This is a genomic window from Streptomyces tuirus (assembly GCF_014701095.1).
GTDB classification, from domain to species: domain Bacteria; phylum Actinomycetota; class Actinomycetes; order Streptomycetales; family Streptomycetaceae; genus Streptomyces; species Streptomyces tuirus.
Genome location: NZ_AP023439.1, coordinates 4,143,266 through 4,157,532 on the forward strand (window position 1 = coordinate 4,143,266; position 14,267 = coordinate 4,157,532).

The following is a 14,267-nucleotide window of genomic DNA, read 5'->3' on the forward strand; positions in this document are numbered from 1 at the left end:
CTCGCGGCGAGTTCATGGCCCGTTCCGAGCACCCGGGGGCGTTTGGCCGGTTTCTGCCGGCCGTTCACAGGGAGGCCGCTTGTCGGTTCTTCCCACGTTTGGGAATCGCGGGGCCGCAGGGGCCGCGCGAGTCATGCAGCGAAGGGGGATGGAAAGCGTGGCCGGAACCGTCACACACGACCCGCCGCCCGCAGCCGGAGGGCGGCAGGGCGGACCGCTGATCGTCACCGAGGACGGCGAACTCCTCGACGACCTGCTGCGCCTGTGCGCGGCGGCGGGCGCCACACCCGAGGTGCACCACGGGGTGCCCGAGCGCAGAGGCAGCTGGGAGGCCGCGCCGCTCGTCCTGGTCGGCGACGACGCCGCGCGGCGGGTGCGCGGGGCCGTCCGCAGAAGGGGTGTCGTGCTCGTCGGCCGGGACCAGGACGACTCCGGGGTGTGGCGGCGCGCCGTCGAGATCGGCGCCGAGCACGTCCTGATGCTGCCCGACGGCGAGCAGTGGCTGGTCGACCGGATCGCCGATGTGGCCGAGGGTGTCGGCAGGCCCGCCCTCACAGTGGGCGTCATCGGCGGCCGGGGCGGGGCCGGAGCGTCCACGCTCGCGTGCGCCCTCGCCGTCACCTCCGCGCGGGAGGGACTGCGCACGCTCCTCGTGGACGCCGATCCCCTGGGCGGGGGACTCGACGTCCTCCTCGGAGGTGAGACGGCCGAAGGGCTGCGCTGGCCCGCGTTCGCCTCCTCGCGCGGACGGGTCGGCGGGGGAGCCCTGGAGGAGTCGCTGCCCGAACTGCACTCGCTGCGAGTGCTCAGCTGGGACCGCGGCGACCGGATCGCGGTCCCGCCGCAGGCGGTGCGCGCGGTGCTCGCGGCGGCCCGCCGCCGCGGCGGCACGGTCGTGGTCGACCTGCCGCGCCGGATCGACGACGGCGTCGCCGAGGTGCTCACCCAGCTGGACGTGGGCGTGCTGGTGGTGCCCGCCGAGCTGCGGGCCGTCGCGGCCGCGGGGCGGGTGGCCTCCGCGGTCGGCATGGTCCTGCGGGATCTGCGGGTGGCGGTCCGCGGCCCCTACCCACCGGGGCTCGACGACCGTGAGATCGCGCGGCTGCTCGGACTGCCCCTGGTCGGCGAAGTGCCCGACGAACCGGGGCTGTCGCGCCCGGACAAGGGCACGGCGCCACCGGGTGCCGCTCCGCGCGGGCCGCTCGCCCGGTTCTGCAAGGGGTTCTGGGAACGGGCGCTCGTCGAGGCGGGTGCGGCATGAGCACCCTGGCCGGGCTCGAAGGCGCGGCGCTGCTCGACGGAGTGCGGCGATGGCTGGCGGAGAGCGGGGCCGAGCCGACACCCGCGCGCGTGGCGCAGGCCCTGCGGGACCAGGGGCGGGTCCTCGGGGACGCCGAAGTCCTGGGTGCCGCGGCGCAGTTGCGGTCCGAGCTGGTCGGCAGCGGACCGCTGGAGCCGCTCCTCGCCGATCCGTCGGTGACGGACGTGCTCGTGTCGGCCCCGGACCGGGTCTGGGTGGACCGGGGTGGCGGACTGGAGCTGACGTCGGTGCGGTTCGCGGACGCGGCGGCCGTGCGACGGCTCGCCCAGCGCCTCGCCGCGGTGGCCGGACGACGGCTGGACGACGCCCGCCCCTGGGCCGATGCCCGGCTGCCCGACGGAACCCGGCTGCACGCCGTGCTGCCGCCGGTGGCGGTGGGCTGCGCCTGCCTGTCGCTGCGGGTGGTACGGCCGCGAGCCTTCACGCTCGGCGAGCTGGTCACGGCGGGCACGGTGCCGCCGGGCGGGGACCGCATGCTGCGCGCCCTGCTCGACGCTCGGCTGTCCTTCCTGGTCAGCGGCGGTACCGGTACCGGAAAGACCACGCTGCTGAGCGCCCTGCTCGGGCTCGTGGGGCCGGATGAGCGGATCGTCCTCGCCGAGGACTCGGCGGAGCTGCGGCCCGACCATCCCCATGTCGTGCGGCTGGAGACCAGACCCGCGAACCAGGAGGGCGCGGGCCTGGTCACCCTCGAGGACCTGGTGCGCCAGGCGCTGCGGATGCGGCCCGACCGGCTGGTCGTGGGTGAGGTGCGCGGGCCCGAAGTGGTGCATCTGCTGGCCGCGTTGAACACCGGCCATGAGGGCGGCTGCGGCACCGTGCACGCCAACGCCGCCGCCGATGTACCGGCCCGGCTGGAAGCGCTCGGCACGGCCGCCGGGCTCGACCGGGCCGCGCTGCACAGCCAGTTGGCGGCCGCCCTCTCCGTCGTGCTGCACCTGGTGCGCGACCGGGCGGGGCGACGGCGGATCGCGGAGGTGCACGTGCTGGAGAGAGACCCGTCGGGGCTCGTGCGCACGGTGCCGGCACTGCGGTGGGGACCGGAGGCGTTCGTGCGCGAGCGGGGGTGGGAGCGGCTGCGGGGGCTGCTTCGGGGCGGGGCGAGTGGGCTGGGTGGGGTGAGGGGACCGGGTGAGGCGAGTGGACCGGGTGAGGCAAGGGGGCCAGGTGAGGCGAGTGGACCGGGTGAGGCGAGTGGACTGGGTGAGGTCGCGATGGAGGGGGCGGGGCATGGCGCGGGTGTCTGAGATGTCGATGGGTGTGGACGTGATGGGGGAGGCGAGTCGTGACGGCGGTGTCTGAGATGTCGATGGGTGCGGCCTTGGCGTGCATGGGGGCGGCTGTCTGGCTGCTGGGGGAGCGTGAAGAGGTGGCGCGGCGGGCGCGGTTGCTGCTCGCGGAGGGGGCAGCTGTCTGGAGCGGCCCGCCCGGGTGGCGGCGGATGAGCGGTGGGCTGCGGCGTGTACGTGGGCGGCTGCGGGCCGAGTGGTGGTCGCCGGTGGCCGGGCTGATGCTGGCGGTGCTCGGGGCGTCGGTACTGCCGGCCGTCCTCGGGGCCGCCGGGGTGCCGTTGCTGCGGCGGGCCCGACAGGCCGGCGAGGCGCGGCGGGACCGGGAGCGCCGGGCCGACGCGGTGATCGCGCTGTGCGGGGCGCTCGCCGGGGAGGTGAGGGCCGGGCGCCAGCCGGGTGAGGGGCTGCTGCGGGCCGCGCGGGACTGCGGCGGGCTCGCGGACGCGCAGGCGACGGTGCTTGCGGCGGCGCGGTTCGGCGGTGACGTGCCGGACGCGCTCGCCACGGCGGCGCGGCAACCGGGCGCCGAGGGACTGAAGGGACTCGCCGCGTGCTGGCGGGTGGCCGTGGACCAGGGTGCGGGGCTCGCGGCCGGGCTCGACCGGCTCGCCGCGGCCCTGCGCGCGGAACGGGACCAACGATCCGACTTACGGGCCCAGTTGGCAGGCGCCCGGGCCACGGCGGTGATGCTCGCCGGATTGCCGGCCCTGGGGCTCCTCATCGGCACCGCCCTCGGGGCCGATCCCCTCCACGTCCTGCTGCATACCGGGGCGGGACTGGGCTGTCTGGCGGCCGGCGGGGCGCTGGAGGGCGCGGGGCTGTGGTGGGTGCAGCGGATCGTACGAGGCGCGGAGACGGCGGCATGAGCGGAGAAGTCGTCCACAGGCTGGGGGTGACCGTGGGGATCGTGCTGGCCTGCGGATGGCTGGTGCGGTGGCTGCTGGAGATGCGGCGCCGCAGGAGGATGCGCCGGCGGCTGACGGAGCTGTCGGGCGTACGGGAAGCGACGGCGCCGGCCCTGAGCCCGGCCGTGCGGGGGCTCGCGCGGACGTGGCTGGCTCCGGTGGGCGTGGCGTGCGCCGGATGGGCCCTGGTCGGAGGCCTTGCTGGGGCCGCCGTGGGACTGGCCGGCGCGGTGGGGGTGTGGCGGTGGCGGCTGCGACAGGAGACGTCCGGCGCGGACCCGGGGGCTCCCGACCTCCCCGAGGGGGCACGGCAACTCCCCCTCGCCGCCGACCTGCTGGGGGCCTGCATCGCGGCGGGCGCCGGCCCGGTGATCGCCGCGCAGGCGGTGGGTGAGGCCCTGGGCGGCCCTGTCGGCGACGCCCTCGCCCGGGGTGCGGCGGAGGTGCGGCTGGGCGGCGAACCGGGCGTGGCCTGGCGGAGGTTGGGTGCGGTCCCGGGCGCCGGAGGTCTGGCCCGGCTGCTCGAACGGGCCGATGTGTCCGGGATGCCCGCTGCGGTGCCGGTCGCGCGGCTCGCCGCGGAGGCCAGGGCCGACTGGGGCCGCGCCGCGACGGCCAGGGGCCGGCGAGCGGGCGTGATGGTGAGCGCGCCGGTGGGGCTGTGCTTCCTGCCCGCGTTCATCGCGGTCGGCGTACTGCCCGTGGTGATCGGACTCGCGGGCGGGGTGCTCGGAGGGGGTGGTGGGTGAGGCGGCGACGGACCGGAAGCAGTGAGCGACAACCAGCAGAAACGTAGAAGTTCGGACTCTTTCTTACGGGGGTTGAGATGTATCAGGCGGTGCGGGCACGGCTGCGTGCCCTGGTGTGCGGGATGCGGCGGGCGGCGCGGAGGGACGCGGGAATGGTCACCTCCGAGTACGCCATGGGAATCGTCGCGGCCGTGGCGTTCGCGGTGGTGCTCTACAAGGTCGTCACGAGCGGCCCGGTCAGCGCGGAACTCCAGAACATCGTGAAGGGGGCCCTGAATGCGCGGATGTGAGCTGGGCGGGGACCGGGGGTTCGTCACGGCGGAGTCGGCCGTGGTGCTGCCCGTGCTGGTGATGTTCGCGATGGCACTGGTGTGGGGGCTGCTGGTCGTGGCCGCGCAGATCCAGTGTGTGGACGCGGCGCGGACGGGCGCCCGTGCGGCGGCCCGGCAGGACTCGCCCGGCGCGGTTGTGGAACTGACCCGCGAGGCGGCGCCGCCCGGCGCGAAGGTGACCGTCAGCCGGGGCGCGGAGCACGTACGGGTGACCGTCGTGGCCGAGCCGCCGGTGCTGCGCGGTCTGCCCTTCACCGTGCGCGAGGAGGCCGTGGCGTCGGTGGAGGAGGCGGTGGGCACGTGAGACTGGACCGGGGGCGTGCCGGTGTTCGGGGCGCCCGTTCGGACCAGGGGTCCGCCACCGTGTGGAGCGTGGGAGCGATCGCCGTTCTGTGTGTGGTGTTCGGGGTAGTCCTGGCGCTCGGGCAGGCCGTAGTCATCCGGCACCGGGCGGCGGGCGGTGCGGATCTCGCGGCGCTCGCCGCGGCGGACCACTGGGCCGACGGCGGTTCGGCGGCCTGCGCCCGGGCCGGCCGGGTGGCCCGGGCCCAGGGCGTGCGGCTCGTGCGGTGCGAGGTCGCCGGGGAGATCTCGGAGGTGACGGCGGCGTCGGGACGGGGGCTGTTCACGGCGGAGGTCAGGTCGAGGGCGGGGCCCCCGGCGAGTCGGCCGGTTCCCCGTCTGGCCGCTCAGGTGCCTCGTCCGCCTCCTCCTTCTCCACCGGCTTCTCCTCCGGAGCGTCCTCATCCCCCGGGTCGCCTTCCTTCTCCTGCGGAGCCCCCTCCAGCAGCACCGTGAGGAGCCGTACGGCGCCCCTCTTGTGCAGCGGGTCGTTGCCGTTGCCGCACTTGGGGGACTGGATGCAGGACGGGCAGCCGGCGTCGCACTCGCAGGAGGCGATGGCCTGGCGGGTGGCGGTCAGCCAGGTGCGGGCGGTGTGGAAGGCGCGCTCCGCGAAGCCCGCCCCGCCCGGATGGCCGTCGTAGACGAAGACGGTGGGCAGCAGCGTGTCGGGGTGGAGCGGGATCGACACGCCGCCGATGTCCCAGCGGTCGCAGGTCGCGAAGAGGGGCAGCAGGCCGATCGACGCGTGTTCGGCGGCGTGCAGGGAGCCGCCGAGGATCTCCGGGTTGATCCGGGCCCGGTCCAGCTGGTCCTCGGTGACGGTCCACCACACGGCGCGGGTGCGCAGCGTACGGGGAGGGAGGTCGAGTTTGGTCTCGCCGAGCACCTCACCGGTGATGAGCCGTCTGCGGAGGAAGGAGACGACCTGGTTGGTGACCTCGACGGAGCCGTAGCAGAGGCGGCCGTCGCCCCACGGGATCTCGACGTCCGTCTCCAGGACGGAGATCGACGTGGTGTCACGGGCGACCGTGGAGTACGGCGGGGCGGCCTCCTCCACGAGGGCGACGGAGTCCTCCAGGTCCAGCGACCGCACCAGGTACGTGCGGCCCTGGTGGAGGTGGACCGCCCCCTCGTGCACCGTCGAGTGCGCGGCTCCGGCGTCGACCGTGCCGAGCAGCCGGCCCGTGCCGGTCTCGACGACCTGGACCGGGCGTCCGCCCTCACCGCGGATGTCCGTCAGGTCGGCGGCCCGCTCGCGGCGGGTCCAGTGCCAGGCCCGGGTGCGGCGGCGCAGCAGCTTCGCGGCCTCCAGCTGGGGCAGGAGGCCCTCGCTGGCCGGGCCGAACAGGCTGAGGTCCTCGTCCGTCAGGGGCAGCTCCGCGGCGGCCGCGCACAGGTGCGGGGCCAGCACGTAGGGGTTGTCCGGGTCGAGGACGGTCGATTCGACGGGCTGGTCGAACAGGGCCTCGGGGTGGTGGACGAGGAAGGTGTCCAGCGGGTCGTCGCGGGCGACCAGGACGGCCAGCGCCCCCTGGCCGGACCGTCCGGCGCGGCCCGCCTGCTGCCACAGGGACGCACGCGTGCCGGGGTAGCCGGCGATGACGACCGCGTCGAGGCCGGAGATGTCGATGCCGAGTTCGAGGGCGTTCGTCGCCGCGAGACCCAGCAGTTCACCCGAATGGAGGGCTTGTTCGAGAGCGCGGCGTTCTTCGGGAAGATAGCCGCCCCGATACGCCGCGACACGCCGGGCCAGCGACCGGTCGACCTCGCCCAGGCGCTCCTGGGAAATGACCGAGATCAGCTCGGCGCCGCGCCGGGAACGGACGAAGGCGACCGAGCGCACGCCCTGCACGGTGAGGTCGGTCAGCAGGTCGGCGGCCTCCGCGGTGGCGGTACGCCGGACGGGGGCGCCCTTCTCGCCGTGCAGGTCGGTCAGCGGCGGCTCCCAGAGGGCGAACACCAGTTCACCGCGGGGGGAGGCGTCGTCGGCCACTTCCAGCACCGGCACGCCGGTGAGGCGACGGGCGGCCACGGAGGGCTCGGCGGCGGTGGCCGAGGCCAGCAGGAACACCGGCGACGCGCCGTAGCGGGCACACAGCCGGCGCAGTCGGCGCAGCACCTGAGCGACGTGCGAGCCGAAGACGCCGCGGTAGGTGTGGCACTCGTCGATGACGACGTATTTCAGCGACTTCAGGAAGGAGGACCAGCGGGGGTGGGACGGCAGGATGCCGCGGTGCAGCATGTCCGGGTTGGTCAGCACGTAGTTGCCGTACTGGCGGATCCACTCGCGCTCCTCGAACGGAGTATCGCCGTCGTACACGGCTGCGCGCACGGAATTGCCCAGCGGATGTGAAAGTTCCTTCACCGAGCGGCACTGGTCCGCCGCGAGAGCCTTGGTGGGAGCCAGGTAGAGGGTGGTCGCGCCGCGGCCGTTCGGGGCCTCCGAACCCTCCAGAAGGGTGGAGAAGACCGGCACGAGGTAGGCCAGGGACTTGCCGGAGGCAGTGCCGGTGGCGACGACAACCGACTCGCCGTCCAGGGCGTGCTCGGCCGCGCGTGCCTGGTGGGCCCAGGGATGCTCGATGCCCGCGGCTCGCACCGCCGCGACGACCTCCGGGCGGATCCGGTCCGGCCAGACGGCATGCCGACCCTCACGCGGGGGCAAGTGCTCCGTATGAGTAATGCGAGAGGCCCTGCTGGGGCCGGACGCGAGCCGGTCCAGGACCGCGCCCGGCGCGGGTCGGGAGGCGGGGTCCGTAGGGGTTCGATCGGATCGGTGATTCTTGGCCATCGGCACCGAGTGTGTCACTGGCGTGACGGACAATGGAGCCAAGGCGTCGTGCACGCCTGCCGGTAAGTGATTGAATGCCATCGCGGCTGGCGAAGCGTCCAGGGGCTGAAGCCGAATGCCCCTAGGGCGACCGCTCGATAGCAAGGTGCTGGAGGATCCGTGGACCTGTCCCTGTCGACCGAAACCATGGGCGATCGCACGATCGTCAGGGTCGGTGGCGAAATCGACGTATATACCGCGCCCAAGCTGCGCGAGCAGTTGGTCGAGCTGGTGAACGACGGCAATTTCCACCTTGTCGTCGACATGGAGGGCGTGGACTTCCTCGACTCCACCGGGCTCGGCGTACTGCTCGGAGGCCTGAAGCGCGTGCGTGCCCATGAGGGCTCCCTGCGCCTGGTCTGCAACCAGGAGCGCATCCTGAAGATCTTCCGTATCACCGGCCTCACCAAGGTGTTCCCGATTCACACCTCGGTCGAGGAAGCGGTTGCGGCCACCGACTGACACCGGGCCCGGGCCGTGCGCCCGGGCCGGCCGTCGTTCGGCAGAAGTGAAGACCGAGGGGGCCCGGGCTTTCGGTGGCCCGGAGCCTCTCGACAGCACGCCCGCAATTGCGAGGGGGATGCATGGCCACCGTTGAGCTCCGCTTCAGCGCGCTGCCCGAGCATGTCAGGACCGCCCGGCTGGTGGCGGCAGCGGTGGCGCGCAGGGCCGGAGTGGACGAGGCCGTCCTCGACGAGGTCAGGCTCGCCGTCGGCGAGGCGTGCACCCGAGCCGTCGCTCTGCACCAGACCGGCGGGATCTCGGCACCGGTGAAGGTGCTCCTGATCGAGGAGGAGAAGCAGTTCTCCATCGAGGTCGGCGACGAGGCCCCGCACGCGGTCCCCGGCGAGCGCGCCTCCGGAGCCGGAACCGGCGACGCCGACGGTGAGGCCGACGAGGACGAAATGGGCCTCGCGGTCATCAGCGGACTCGTCGACGACGTCGAGGTCAGCGCGGGAGAGCACGGCGGGCGGATCAAGATGACATGGCCGACCACGCCGCCGCCGACGATCCTGGTCTGATCCCGCCACCGCGTACGCCGCTCTTGACGAAGGGCCCCACCCGTGGGGCCCTTCGTCATGTGCGGGTGTCAGTGCCCGCCTTTACAGTAGGTCCTGTGCCGTTCGTCGCGTGAATTCGTTCACGATCATTCGCGCGCCCTCCGGGAGCCTCGGAATGCTTTCAAGGCATTACTTCGGACGGCCAATTCCGTTTATCGCGCTCTGTTTTGATCAGGTTCCGGTACCTACAATCCCGTCCACATCTTGAGCTCAGCCCAAGCGTCAAGGAGGACGAATGGCGGGGCTTTCCCTCTCACAACAGTCGGGCCATCCCACCGACCTCGCAGCCGCCGTACTCACCGATGGCAACCGTGTCCTCATCGTGGTCATCGCGGTCGTCGCACTGGCGGCCCTGGTGCTCGCGGGGGTCCTGGTGCGCCAGGTACTCGCGGCCGGCGAGGGCACCGACAGCATGAAGAAGATCGCGGCAGCGGTCCAGGAAGGCGCGAACGCCTATCTGGCCCGTCAGCTGCGCACGCTCGGCGTATTCGCCGCGGTCGTGTTCTTCCTGCTCATGCTGCTGCCCGCGGACGACTGGAGTCAGCGTGCCGGACGGTCGGTGTTCTTTCTGATCGGAGCGGCGTTCTCGGCGGCCACCGGCTATATCGGTATGTGGCTCGCCGTACGCAGCAATGTGCGTGTCGCCGCGGCGGCGCGTGAAGCCACTCCGGCTCAAGGCGAGCCGGAAAAGGATCTGACCGCGGTCTCGCACAAGGCGATGAAGATCGCTTTCCGTACGGGCGGTGTGGTCGGCATGTTCACGGTGGGCCTCGGCCTGCTCGGCGCCTCCTGTGTGGTGCTGGTGTACGCGGCCGACGCGCCGAAGGTGCTCGAGGGCTTCGGCCTCGGGGCCGCGCTGATCGCGATGTTCATGCGTGTCGGCGGCGGCATCTTCACCAAGGCCGCCGACGTCGGCGCCGACCTGGTCGGCAAGGTCGAACAGGGCATTCCGGAGGACGACCCGCGCAATGCCGCGACCATCGCCGACAACGTGGGCGACAACGTCGGCGACTGCGCGGGCATGGCGGCCGACCTCTTCGAGTCGTACGCCGTGACCCTGGTCGCCGCGCTGATCCTCGGCTCGGCGGCCTTCGGCGACGCCGGGCTCGGCTTCCCGCTGCTCGTGCCGGCGATCGGTGTGGTCACCGCCATGATCGGCATCTTCGCGGTGGCACCCAGGCGCGCCGACCGCAGCGGCATGAGCGCCATCAACCGCGGATTCTTCATCTCCGCGGTGATCTCGCTGGTGCTGGTGGCGGTGGCCGTCTTCGTCTACCTGCCGGGGAAGTACTCCGAGCTCGACGGGGTCACCGACGCCGCGATCCAGGGCAAGGACGGCGACCCGCGGATCCTCGCGCTCGTCGCGGTGGCCATCGGCATCGTCCTCGCCGCGCTCATCCAGCAACTGACCGGCTACTTCACCGAGACCACCCGCCGGCCCGTCAGGGACATCGGCAAGACCTCGCTCACCGGCCCGGCCACCGTCGTCCTCGCCGGTATCTCGGTCGGTCTGGAATCCGCCGTCTACACCGCCCTGTTGATCGGTCTCGGCGTGTACGGGGCGTTCCTGCTCGGCGGCACGTCGATCATGCTGGCGCTGTTCGCGGTGGCGCTGGCCGGCACCGGCCTGCTCACCACGGTCGGTGTGATCGTCGCGATGGACACCTTCGGGCCCGTCTCCGACAACGCGCAGGGCATCGCCGAGATGTCCGGTGACGTCGAGGGCGCGGGCGCGCAGGTGCTCACCAACCTGGACGCCGTCGGCAACACCACCAAGGCGATCACCAAGGGCATCGCGATCGCCACGGCCGTGCTCGCGGCGGCGGCGCTGTTCGGGTCGTACCGCGACGCGATCTTCACCGGCGCGCGGGACGTGGGCGAGAAACTCAGCGGGGAGGGCGCCCCGATGAGCCTGATGATGGACATCTCGCAGCCCAACAACCTCGTGGGTCTCATCGCCGGCGCGGCGGTCGTCTTCCTCTTCTCGGGGCTGGCGATCAACGCCGTGTCGCGGTCGGCGGGTTCCGTGGTCTACGAGGTGCGGCGGCAGTTCCGTGAGAAGCCCGGGATCATGGACTACAGCGAGAAGCCGGAGTACGGCAAGGTCGTCGACATCTGCACCAAGGACGCCCTGCGCGAGCTCGCCACGCCCGGTCTGCTGGCCGTGATGGCGCCCATCTTCATCGGGTTCACGCTGGGCGTCGGAGCGCTCGGCGCGTTCCTGGCGGGCGCGATCGGCGCGGGCACGCTGATGGCGGTGTTCCTCGCCAACTCCGGTGGCGCCTGGGACAACGCCAAGAAGCTCGTCGAGGACGGCCACCACGGCGGCAAGGGCGGCGAGGCGCACGCGGCGACCGTGATCGGCGACACGGTCGGCGACCCCTTCAAGGACACCGCGGGGCCCGCGATCAACCCGCTGCTGAAGGTCATGAACCTGGTCTCGCTGCTCATCGCGCCAGCGGTGATCAAGTTCTCCTACGGTCCGGACAAGAGCATCGGGGTGCGGATTCTGGTCGCCGTCCTCGCGTTCCTGGTGATCGCCGGGGCGGTGTACGTGTCAAAGCGGCGCGGAATCGCGATGGGTGACGAGGACAACGCCGGATCGGCGCCCAAGTCGGCCGATCCGGCGGTGGTTTCGTAGGGAGGTCCGAGAGCCCCGTTCCAAGGTGCGGGCGGGCGGCGCGCGTTGGCGTGTCGCCCGCCCGCGCTGTGTGGGTACACGCTCACGCGTGAGCCTTCTCTCGCTTGGTGCAAAAGGTTACAAAACGGTCTTAAAAGACGATCGACGTGCTGTTGTCGTGCATCTGGCGTGTATGTTCCGGGGCCGAGAGCCATGGAAGGGACCAAACCGGTGAACAAGAAGCTCGCGGCCGCACTGTCCGGCGGTGCGGTACTGGTACTGGCGCTGTCGGGCTGCGGCGGCGACGACAGCAACGACAAGCTCGACTCCTGGGCCAAGCAGGTCTGTGACGCCGTACAGCCGCAGGCCAAGAAGATCGAGTCGGCCAATGCGGCGATCCAGAAGGAGACCTCGGACAACAGCACGCCCGAGGATGTCCAGAAGACCGATGCAAAGGCCTTCCAGGACATGTCCGACGCCTACAAGGCGATCGGGGCCGCCGTGAACAAGGCCGGGGCCCCGGACGTCGAGAACGGCGAGAAGAAGCAGCAGGACGCGGTCAAGGAGCTCAACGCGATCTCCGCCGCGTACGCCTCCCTGAAGAAGCAGGTCGACAACCTGGACACCAAGGACCAGGGCAAGTTCGCCGACGGTCTGAAGGACATCGCCACCGAGCTGGACAAGCTGAGCCAGAGCGGCAACGACGCCCTCAGGAACCTGGAGGAGGGCGAGGTCGGCCAGGCGATGGCCAAGCAGCCCAGCTGCAAGGCGGCCACGGCGCCGGCCGGGACCACGCAGAGCTGAGGCTCCGGGCGGCGGGCGGCGCAGTGACGCGGGTGTGACGACTGAGGCGTAGGTGCCGTCGGTGCCTGCTGAGTCGTAGGCGACTGCGGGTGTCTGCTGAGTCGTAGGTGACTGTCAGGGTCTGATGTGCCGTACGGCGGGGACGTGTGCCGTGCGGCAAGAATGCGTGCCGTCCCCCTCACGGGCAGGTGCGGCACCCGCACCGGCGGCCACAATGGGGGGCGTGAGTAACGCCAGCCAGTCACCCCTGCCCCCGCTGCCCGCCTCCGACCGTCCCGATGTCGCCGCCCGGCTCCGTGACGCCCTGCTCGCGGCCTCCTTCACCGCCGACGGACTGCTCGAACTGCTCGGCGCCCCCGCGTACGCGGCACTGGCCCGGAGCGAGACCGTACCCGCCCTGCGGGCCACCCGCGGGGACACGCCGCTGGAGATGCTCGTCCGGCTGTTTCTGCTCCAGCAGCCCGTGCCGCAGGCGCGCGTGGCGGAGGTCCTGCCCGTGGACGCCTGTCTGGAGAGCGGCTGGCTGGCCCGGGCCGGTGCCGGCGAACTCGCCGCCACCGTGGACGTCCGGCCCTACGGCGGGCCCGGCGGCGAGGACTGGTTCATCGTGTCGGACCTCGGCTGCGCGGTCGGCGGCGCCGGCGGGATCGGCCGGCGTGAGGAAGGGGTCGTCCTCGGAGTCGGCGGCGCCTCCACGACCCTCGCCGGCATCACCGTCCGTACGCCCGCCGCCGCGGCGCTCGACCTCGGCACGGGCTCCGGCATCCAGGCCCTGCACGCGGCGCAGCACGCCACGCGCGTGGTGGCCACCGACCTCAACCCGCGCGCCCTGCACATCACCGCCCTCACGCTGGCGCTGTCCGCCACCTCGGCCGTCGAACGGCGCGAGGGTTCCCTCTTCGAACCGGTCCGCGGCGACGAGACCTTCGACCTGATCGTGTCCAACCCGCCCTTCGTCATTTCCCCCGGCGCCCGGCTCACCTACCGGGACGGCGGGATGGGCGGGGACGATCTGTGCCGCACGCTCGTTCAGGAGGCAGGGGAGCGGCTGAACGAGGGAGGGCTCGCGCAGTTCCTCGCCAACTGGCAGCACGTGGAAGGGGAGGACTGGCAGGACAGGCTCAGGTCATGGGTGCCCCGGGGCTGCGACGCGTGGATCGTGCAGCGCGAGGTGCAGGACGTCAATCAGTACGCCGAGCTGTGGCTGCGTGACGCGGGCGACCACCAGGGCGACACGGCGGAGTACCAGGCGCGGTACGACGCATGGCTCGACGAGTTCGAGGCGCGCAAGGTGAAGGCCGTCGGCTTCGGCTGGATCACCCTGCGCAGGACGAGCGCCGCCGTGCCCTCGCTCACGGTGGAGGAGTGGCCGCACCCGGTGGAGCAGCCGCTCGGCGACACGATCCGGGCCCACTTCGACCGGCTCGACCACCTGCGCGACCACGACGACGCCGCTCTGCTCGAAGGACACTTCCGGCTCGCCGCCGAGATCGTGCAGGAGCAGGTCGGGCTGCCCGGCGCGGAGGATCCCGAGCACGTCGTGCTGCGCCAGAACCGCGGCATGCGCCGGGCGACCCGGGTGGACACCGTCGGCGCGGGATTCGCGGGCGTCTGCGACGGCACGATGAGCGCGGGCCGCATCCTCGACGCCATCGCCCAGCTGATCGGCGAGGACCCGGTCATGCTGCGCGACCGCACACCGGCCCAGATCCGGCTGCTCGTCGAGCAGGGCTTCCTGGAGCCGGTCCGCTGAGGGGACGGAGGGGGCGGAGGGGACGGAGAGGACGAGGGGACTGAAGGGGCTGCCGAGAGTGGCCCCCGAGGTCGTGAAGGAGGCTCGCCAACAAATTCGAGTCGATTTGAATCCCTCGTCCGCAACGGGGCACGAGGTACCGACGCCCTTGATCCACCGCCGTGTCGCCCCCGCGTTCACCTCTGGTTCGCCTGCCCGCCGCCCGCGCGTGTCAGCCTCCCGTGGCTGGGGATGCGCGGACAGAGGAAAAGGGGC

Annotated in this window: 12 protein-coding genes and 1 pseudogene; 12 read left to right on the forward strand and 1 reads right to left on the reverse strand. The window is 72.4% G+C overall.

Going from position 1 to position 14,267, the window contains the following annotated elements; all coding sequences use genetic code 11:
- Positions 1–148: 148 nt before the first annotated feature.
- The 7 genes and pseudogenes from ssd to IGS69_RS34685 form a co-directional block, all read left to right on the forward strand.
- Positions 149–1,261: a septum site-determining protein Ssd gene (gene ssd / locus IGS69_RS19065; RefSeq protein WP_190901416.1), complete on the forward strand. Its 1,113-nt coding sequence runs from the start codon at positions 149–151 to the stop codon at positions 1,259–1,261.
- Positions 1,258–2,568, forward strand: a complete 1,311-nt coding sequence (locus tag IGS69_RS19070; protein WP_232543576.1) for a TadA family conjugal transfer-associated ATPase — start codon at positions 1,258–1,260, stop codon at positions 2,566–2,568. Before ssd ends, IGS69_RS19070 begins: the two co-directional genes overlap by 4 nt.
- A 62-nt stretch (positions 2,569–2,630) precedes the next feature.
- Positions 2,631–3,479 carry a type II secretion system F family protein gene (locus IGS69_RS19075; RefSeq protein ID WP_190904556.1) on the forward strand — a complete coding sequence of 283 codons (849 nt, stop codon included), beginning with the start codon at positions 2,631–2,633 and terminating at the stop codon, positions 3,477–3,479.
- Positions 3,476–4,267 carry a type II secretion system F family protein gene (locus IGS69_RS19080; RefSeq protein WP_190901425.1) on the forward strand — a complete coding sequence of 264 codons (792 nt, stop codon included), beginning with the start codon at positions 3,476–3,478 and terminating at the stop codon, positions 4,265–4,267. Before IGS69_RS19075 ends, IGS69_RS19080 begins: the two co-directional genes overlap by 4 nt.
- Before the next feature lie 77 nt (positions 4,268–4,344).
- The gene (locus IGS69_RS19085) at positions 4,345–4,557 is read left to right on the forward strand and encodes a DUF4244 domain-containing protein (RefSeq protein WP_190901435.1); all 213 of its coding nucleotides are present in this window, start codon (positions 4,345–4,347) and stop codon (positions 4,555–4,557) included.
- Positions 4,544–4,903 carry a TadE family type IV pilus minor pilin gene (locus IGS69_RS19090; RefSeq protein ID WP_190901437.1) on the forward strand — a complete coding sequence of 120 codons (360 nt, stop codon included), beginning with the start codon at positions 4,544–4,546 and terminating at the stop codon, positions 4,901–4,903. The genes IGS69_RS19085 and IGS69_RS19090 overlap by 14 nt, the downstream gene beginning before the upstream one ends.
- Before the next feature lie 59 nt (positions 4,904–4,962).
- Positions 4,963–5,196 (forward strand): annotated as a pseudogene (locus IGS69_RS34685) (Rv3654c family TadE-like protein); the annotation flags it as partial.
- A gap of 40 nt (positions 5,197–5,236) precedes the next feature.
- Here the strand turns inward: IGS69_RS34685 and IGS69_RS19100 are convergent.
- Positions 5,237–7,816, reverse strand: a complete 2,580-nt coding sequence (locus tag IGS69_RS19100) for a DEAD/DEAH box helicase (RefSeq protein ID WP_232543577.1) — start codon at positions 7,814–7,816, stop codon at positions 5,237–5,239.
- A gap of 78 nt (positions 7,817–7,894) precedes the next feature.
- On the opposite strand from IGS69_RS19100, the gene bldG reads away from it, so the two are divergent.
- The 5 genes from bldG (at position 7,895) to IGS69_RS19125 (ending at position 14,012) form a co-directional block, all read left to right on the forward strand.
- Positions 7,895–8,236: an anti-sigma factor antagonist BldG gene (bldG, locus tag IGS69_RS19105; protein WP_190901439.1), complete on the forward strand. Its 342-nt coding sequence runs from the start codon at positions 7,895–7,897 to the stop codon at positions 8,234–8,236.
- 122 nt (positions 8,237–8,358) lie between these two features.
- Positions 8,359–8,796: an ATP-binding protein gene (locus tag IGS69_RS19110; protein ID WP_190901441.1), complete on the forward strand. Its 438-nt coding sequence runs from the start codon at positions 8,359–8,361 to the stop codon at positions 8,794–8,796.
- 274 nt (positions 8,797–9,070) lie between these two features.
- Positions 9,071–11,476 (forward strand): sodium-translocating pyrophosphatase, encoded by a 2,406-nt coding sequence (locus tag IGS69_RS19115; RefSeq protein ID WP_190901442.1) that lies wholly within the window; start codon positions 9,071–9,073, stop codon positions 11,474–11,476.
- Positions 11,477–11,668: 192 nt separating this feature from the next.
- Entirely contained in the window at positions 11,669–12,259 is a 591-nt protein-coding gene (locus IGS69_RS19120; protein ID WP_190901444.1) for a small secreted protein, read from the forward strand.
- A gap of 214 nt (positions 12,260–12,473) precedes the next feature.
- The gene (locus IGS69_RS19125; protein WP_190901447.1) at positions 12,474–14,012 is read left to right on the forward strand and encodes a DUF7059 domain-containing protein; all 1,539 of its coding nucleotides are present in this window, start codon (positions 12,474–12,476) and stop codon (positions 14,010–14,012) included.
- Positions 14,013–14,267: the final 255 nt, after the last annotated feature.

Coding starts and splice junctions, on each gene's coding strand:
- IGS69_RS19100 (WP_232543577.1), bottom strand. CDS start 7,816: ATGGCATTCAATCACTTACCGGCAGGCGTGCACGACGCCTTGGCTCCA.
- IGS69_RS19125 (WP_190901447.1), top strand. CDS start 12,474: ATGGGGGGCGTGAGTAACGCCAGCCAGTCACCCCTGCCCCCGCTGCCC.
- IGS69_RS19070 (WP_232543576.1), top strand. CDS start 1,258: ATGAGCACCCTGGCCGGGCTCGAAGGCGCGGCGCTGCTCGACGGAGTG.
- ssd (WP_190901416.1), top strand. CDS start 149: ATGGAAAGCGTGGCCGGAACCGTCACACACGACCCGCCGCCCGCAGCC.
- IGS69_RS19110 (WP_190901441.1), top strand. CDS start 8,359: ATGGCCACCGTTGAGCTCCGCTTCAGCGCGCTGCCCGAGCATGTCAGG.
- IGS69_RS19085 (WP_190901435.1), top strand. CDS start 4,345: ATGTATCAGGCGGTGCGGGCACGGCTGCGTGCCCTGGTGTGCGGGATG.
- IGS69_RS19080 (WP_190901425.1), top strand. CDS start 3,476: ATGAGCGGAGAAGTCGTCCACAGGCTGGGGGTGACCGTGGGGATCGTG.
- IGS69_RS19115 (WP_190901442.1), top strand. CDS start 9,071: ATGGCGGGGCTTTCCCTCTCACAACAGTCGGGCCATCCCACCGACCTC.
- IGS69_RS19120 (WP_190901444.1), top strand. CDS start 11,669: ATGGAAGGGACCAAACCGGTGAACAAGAAGCTCGCGGCCGCACTGTCC.
- IGS69_RS19075 (WP_190904556.1), top strand. CDS start 2,631: ATGGGTGCGGCCTTGGCGTGCATGGGGGCGGCTGTCTGGCTGCTGGGG.
- IGS69_RS19090 (WP_190901437.1), top strand. CDS start 4,544: ATGCGCGGATGTGAGCTGGGCGGGGACCGGGGGTTCGTCACGGCGGAG.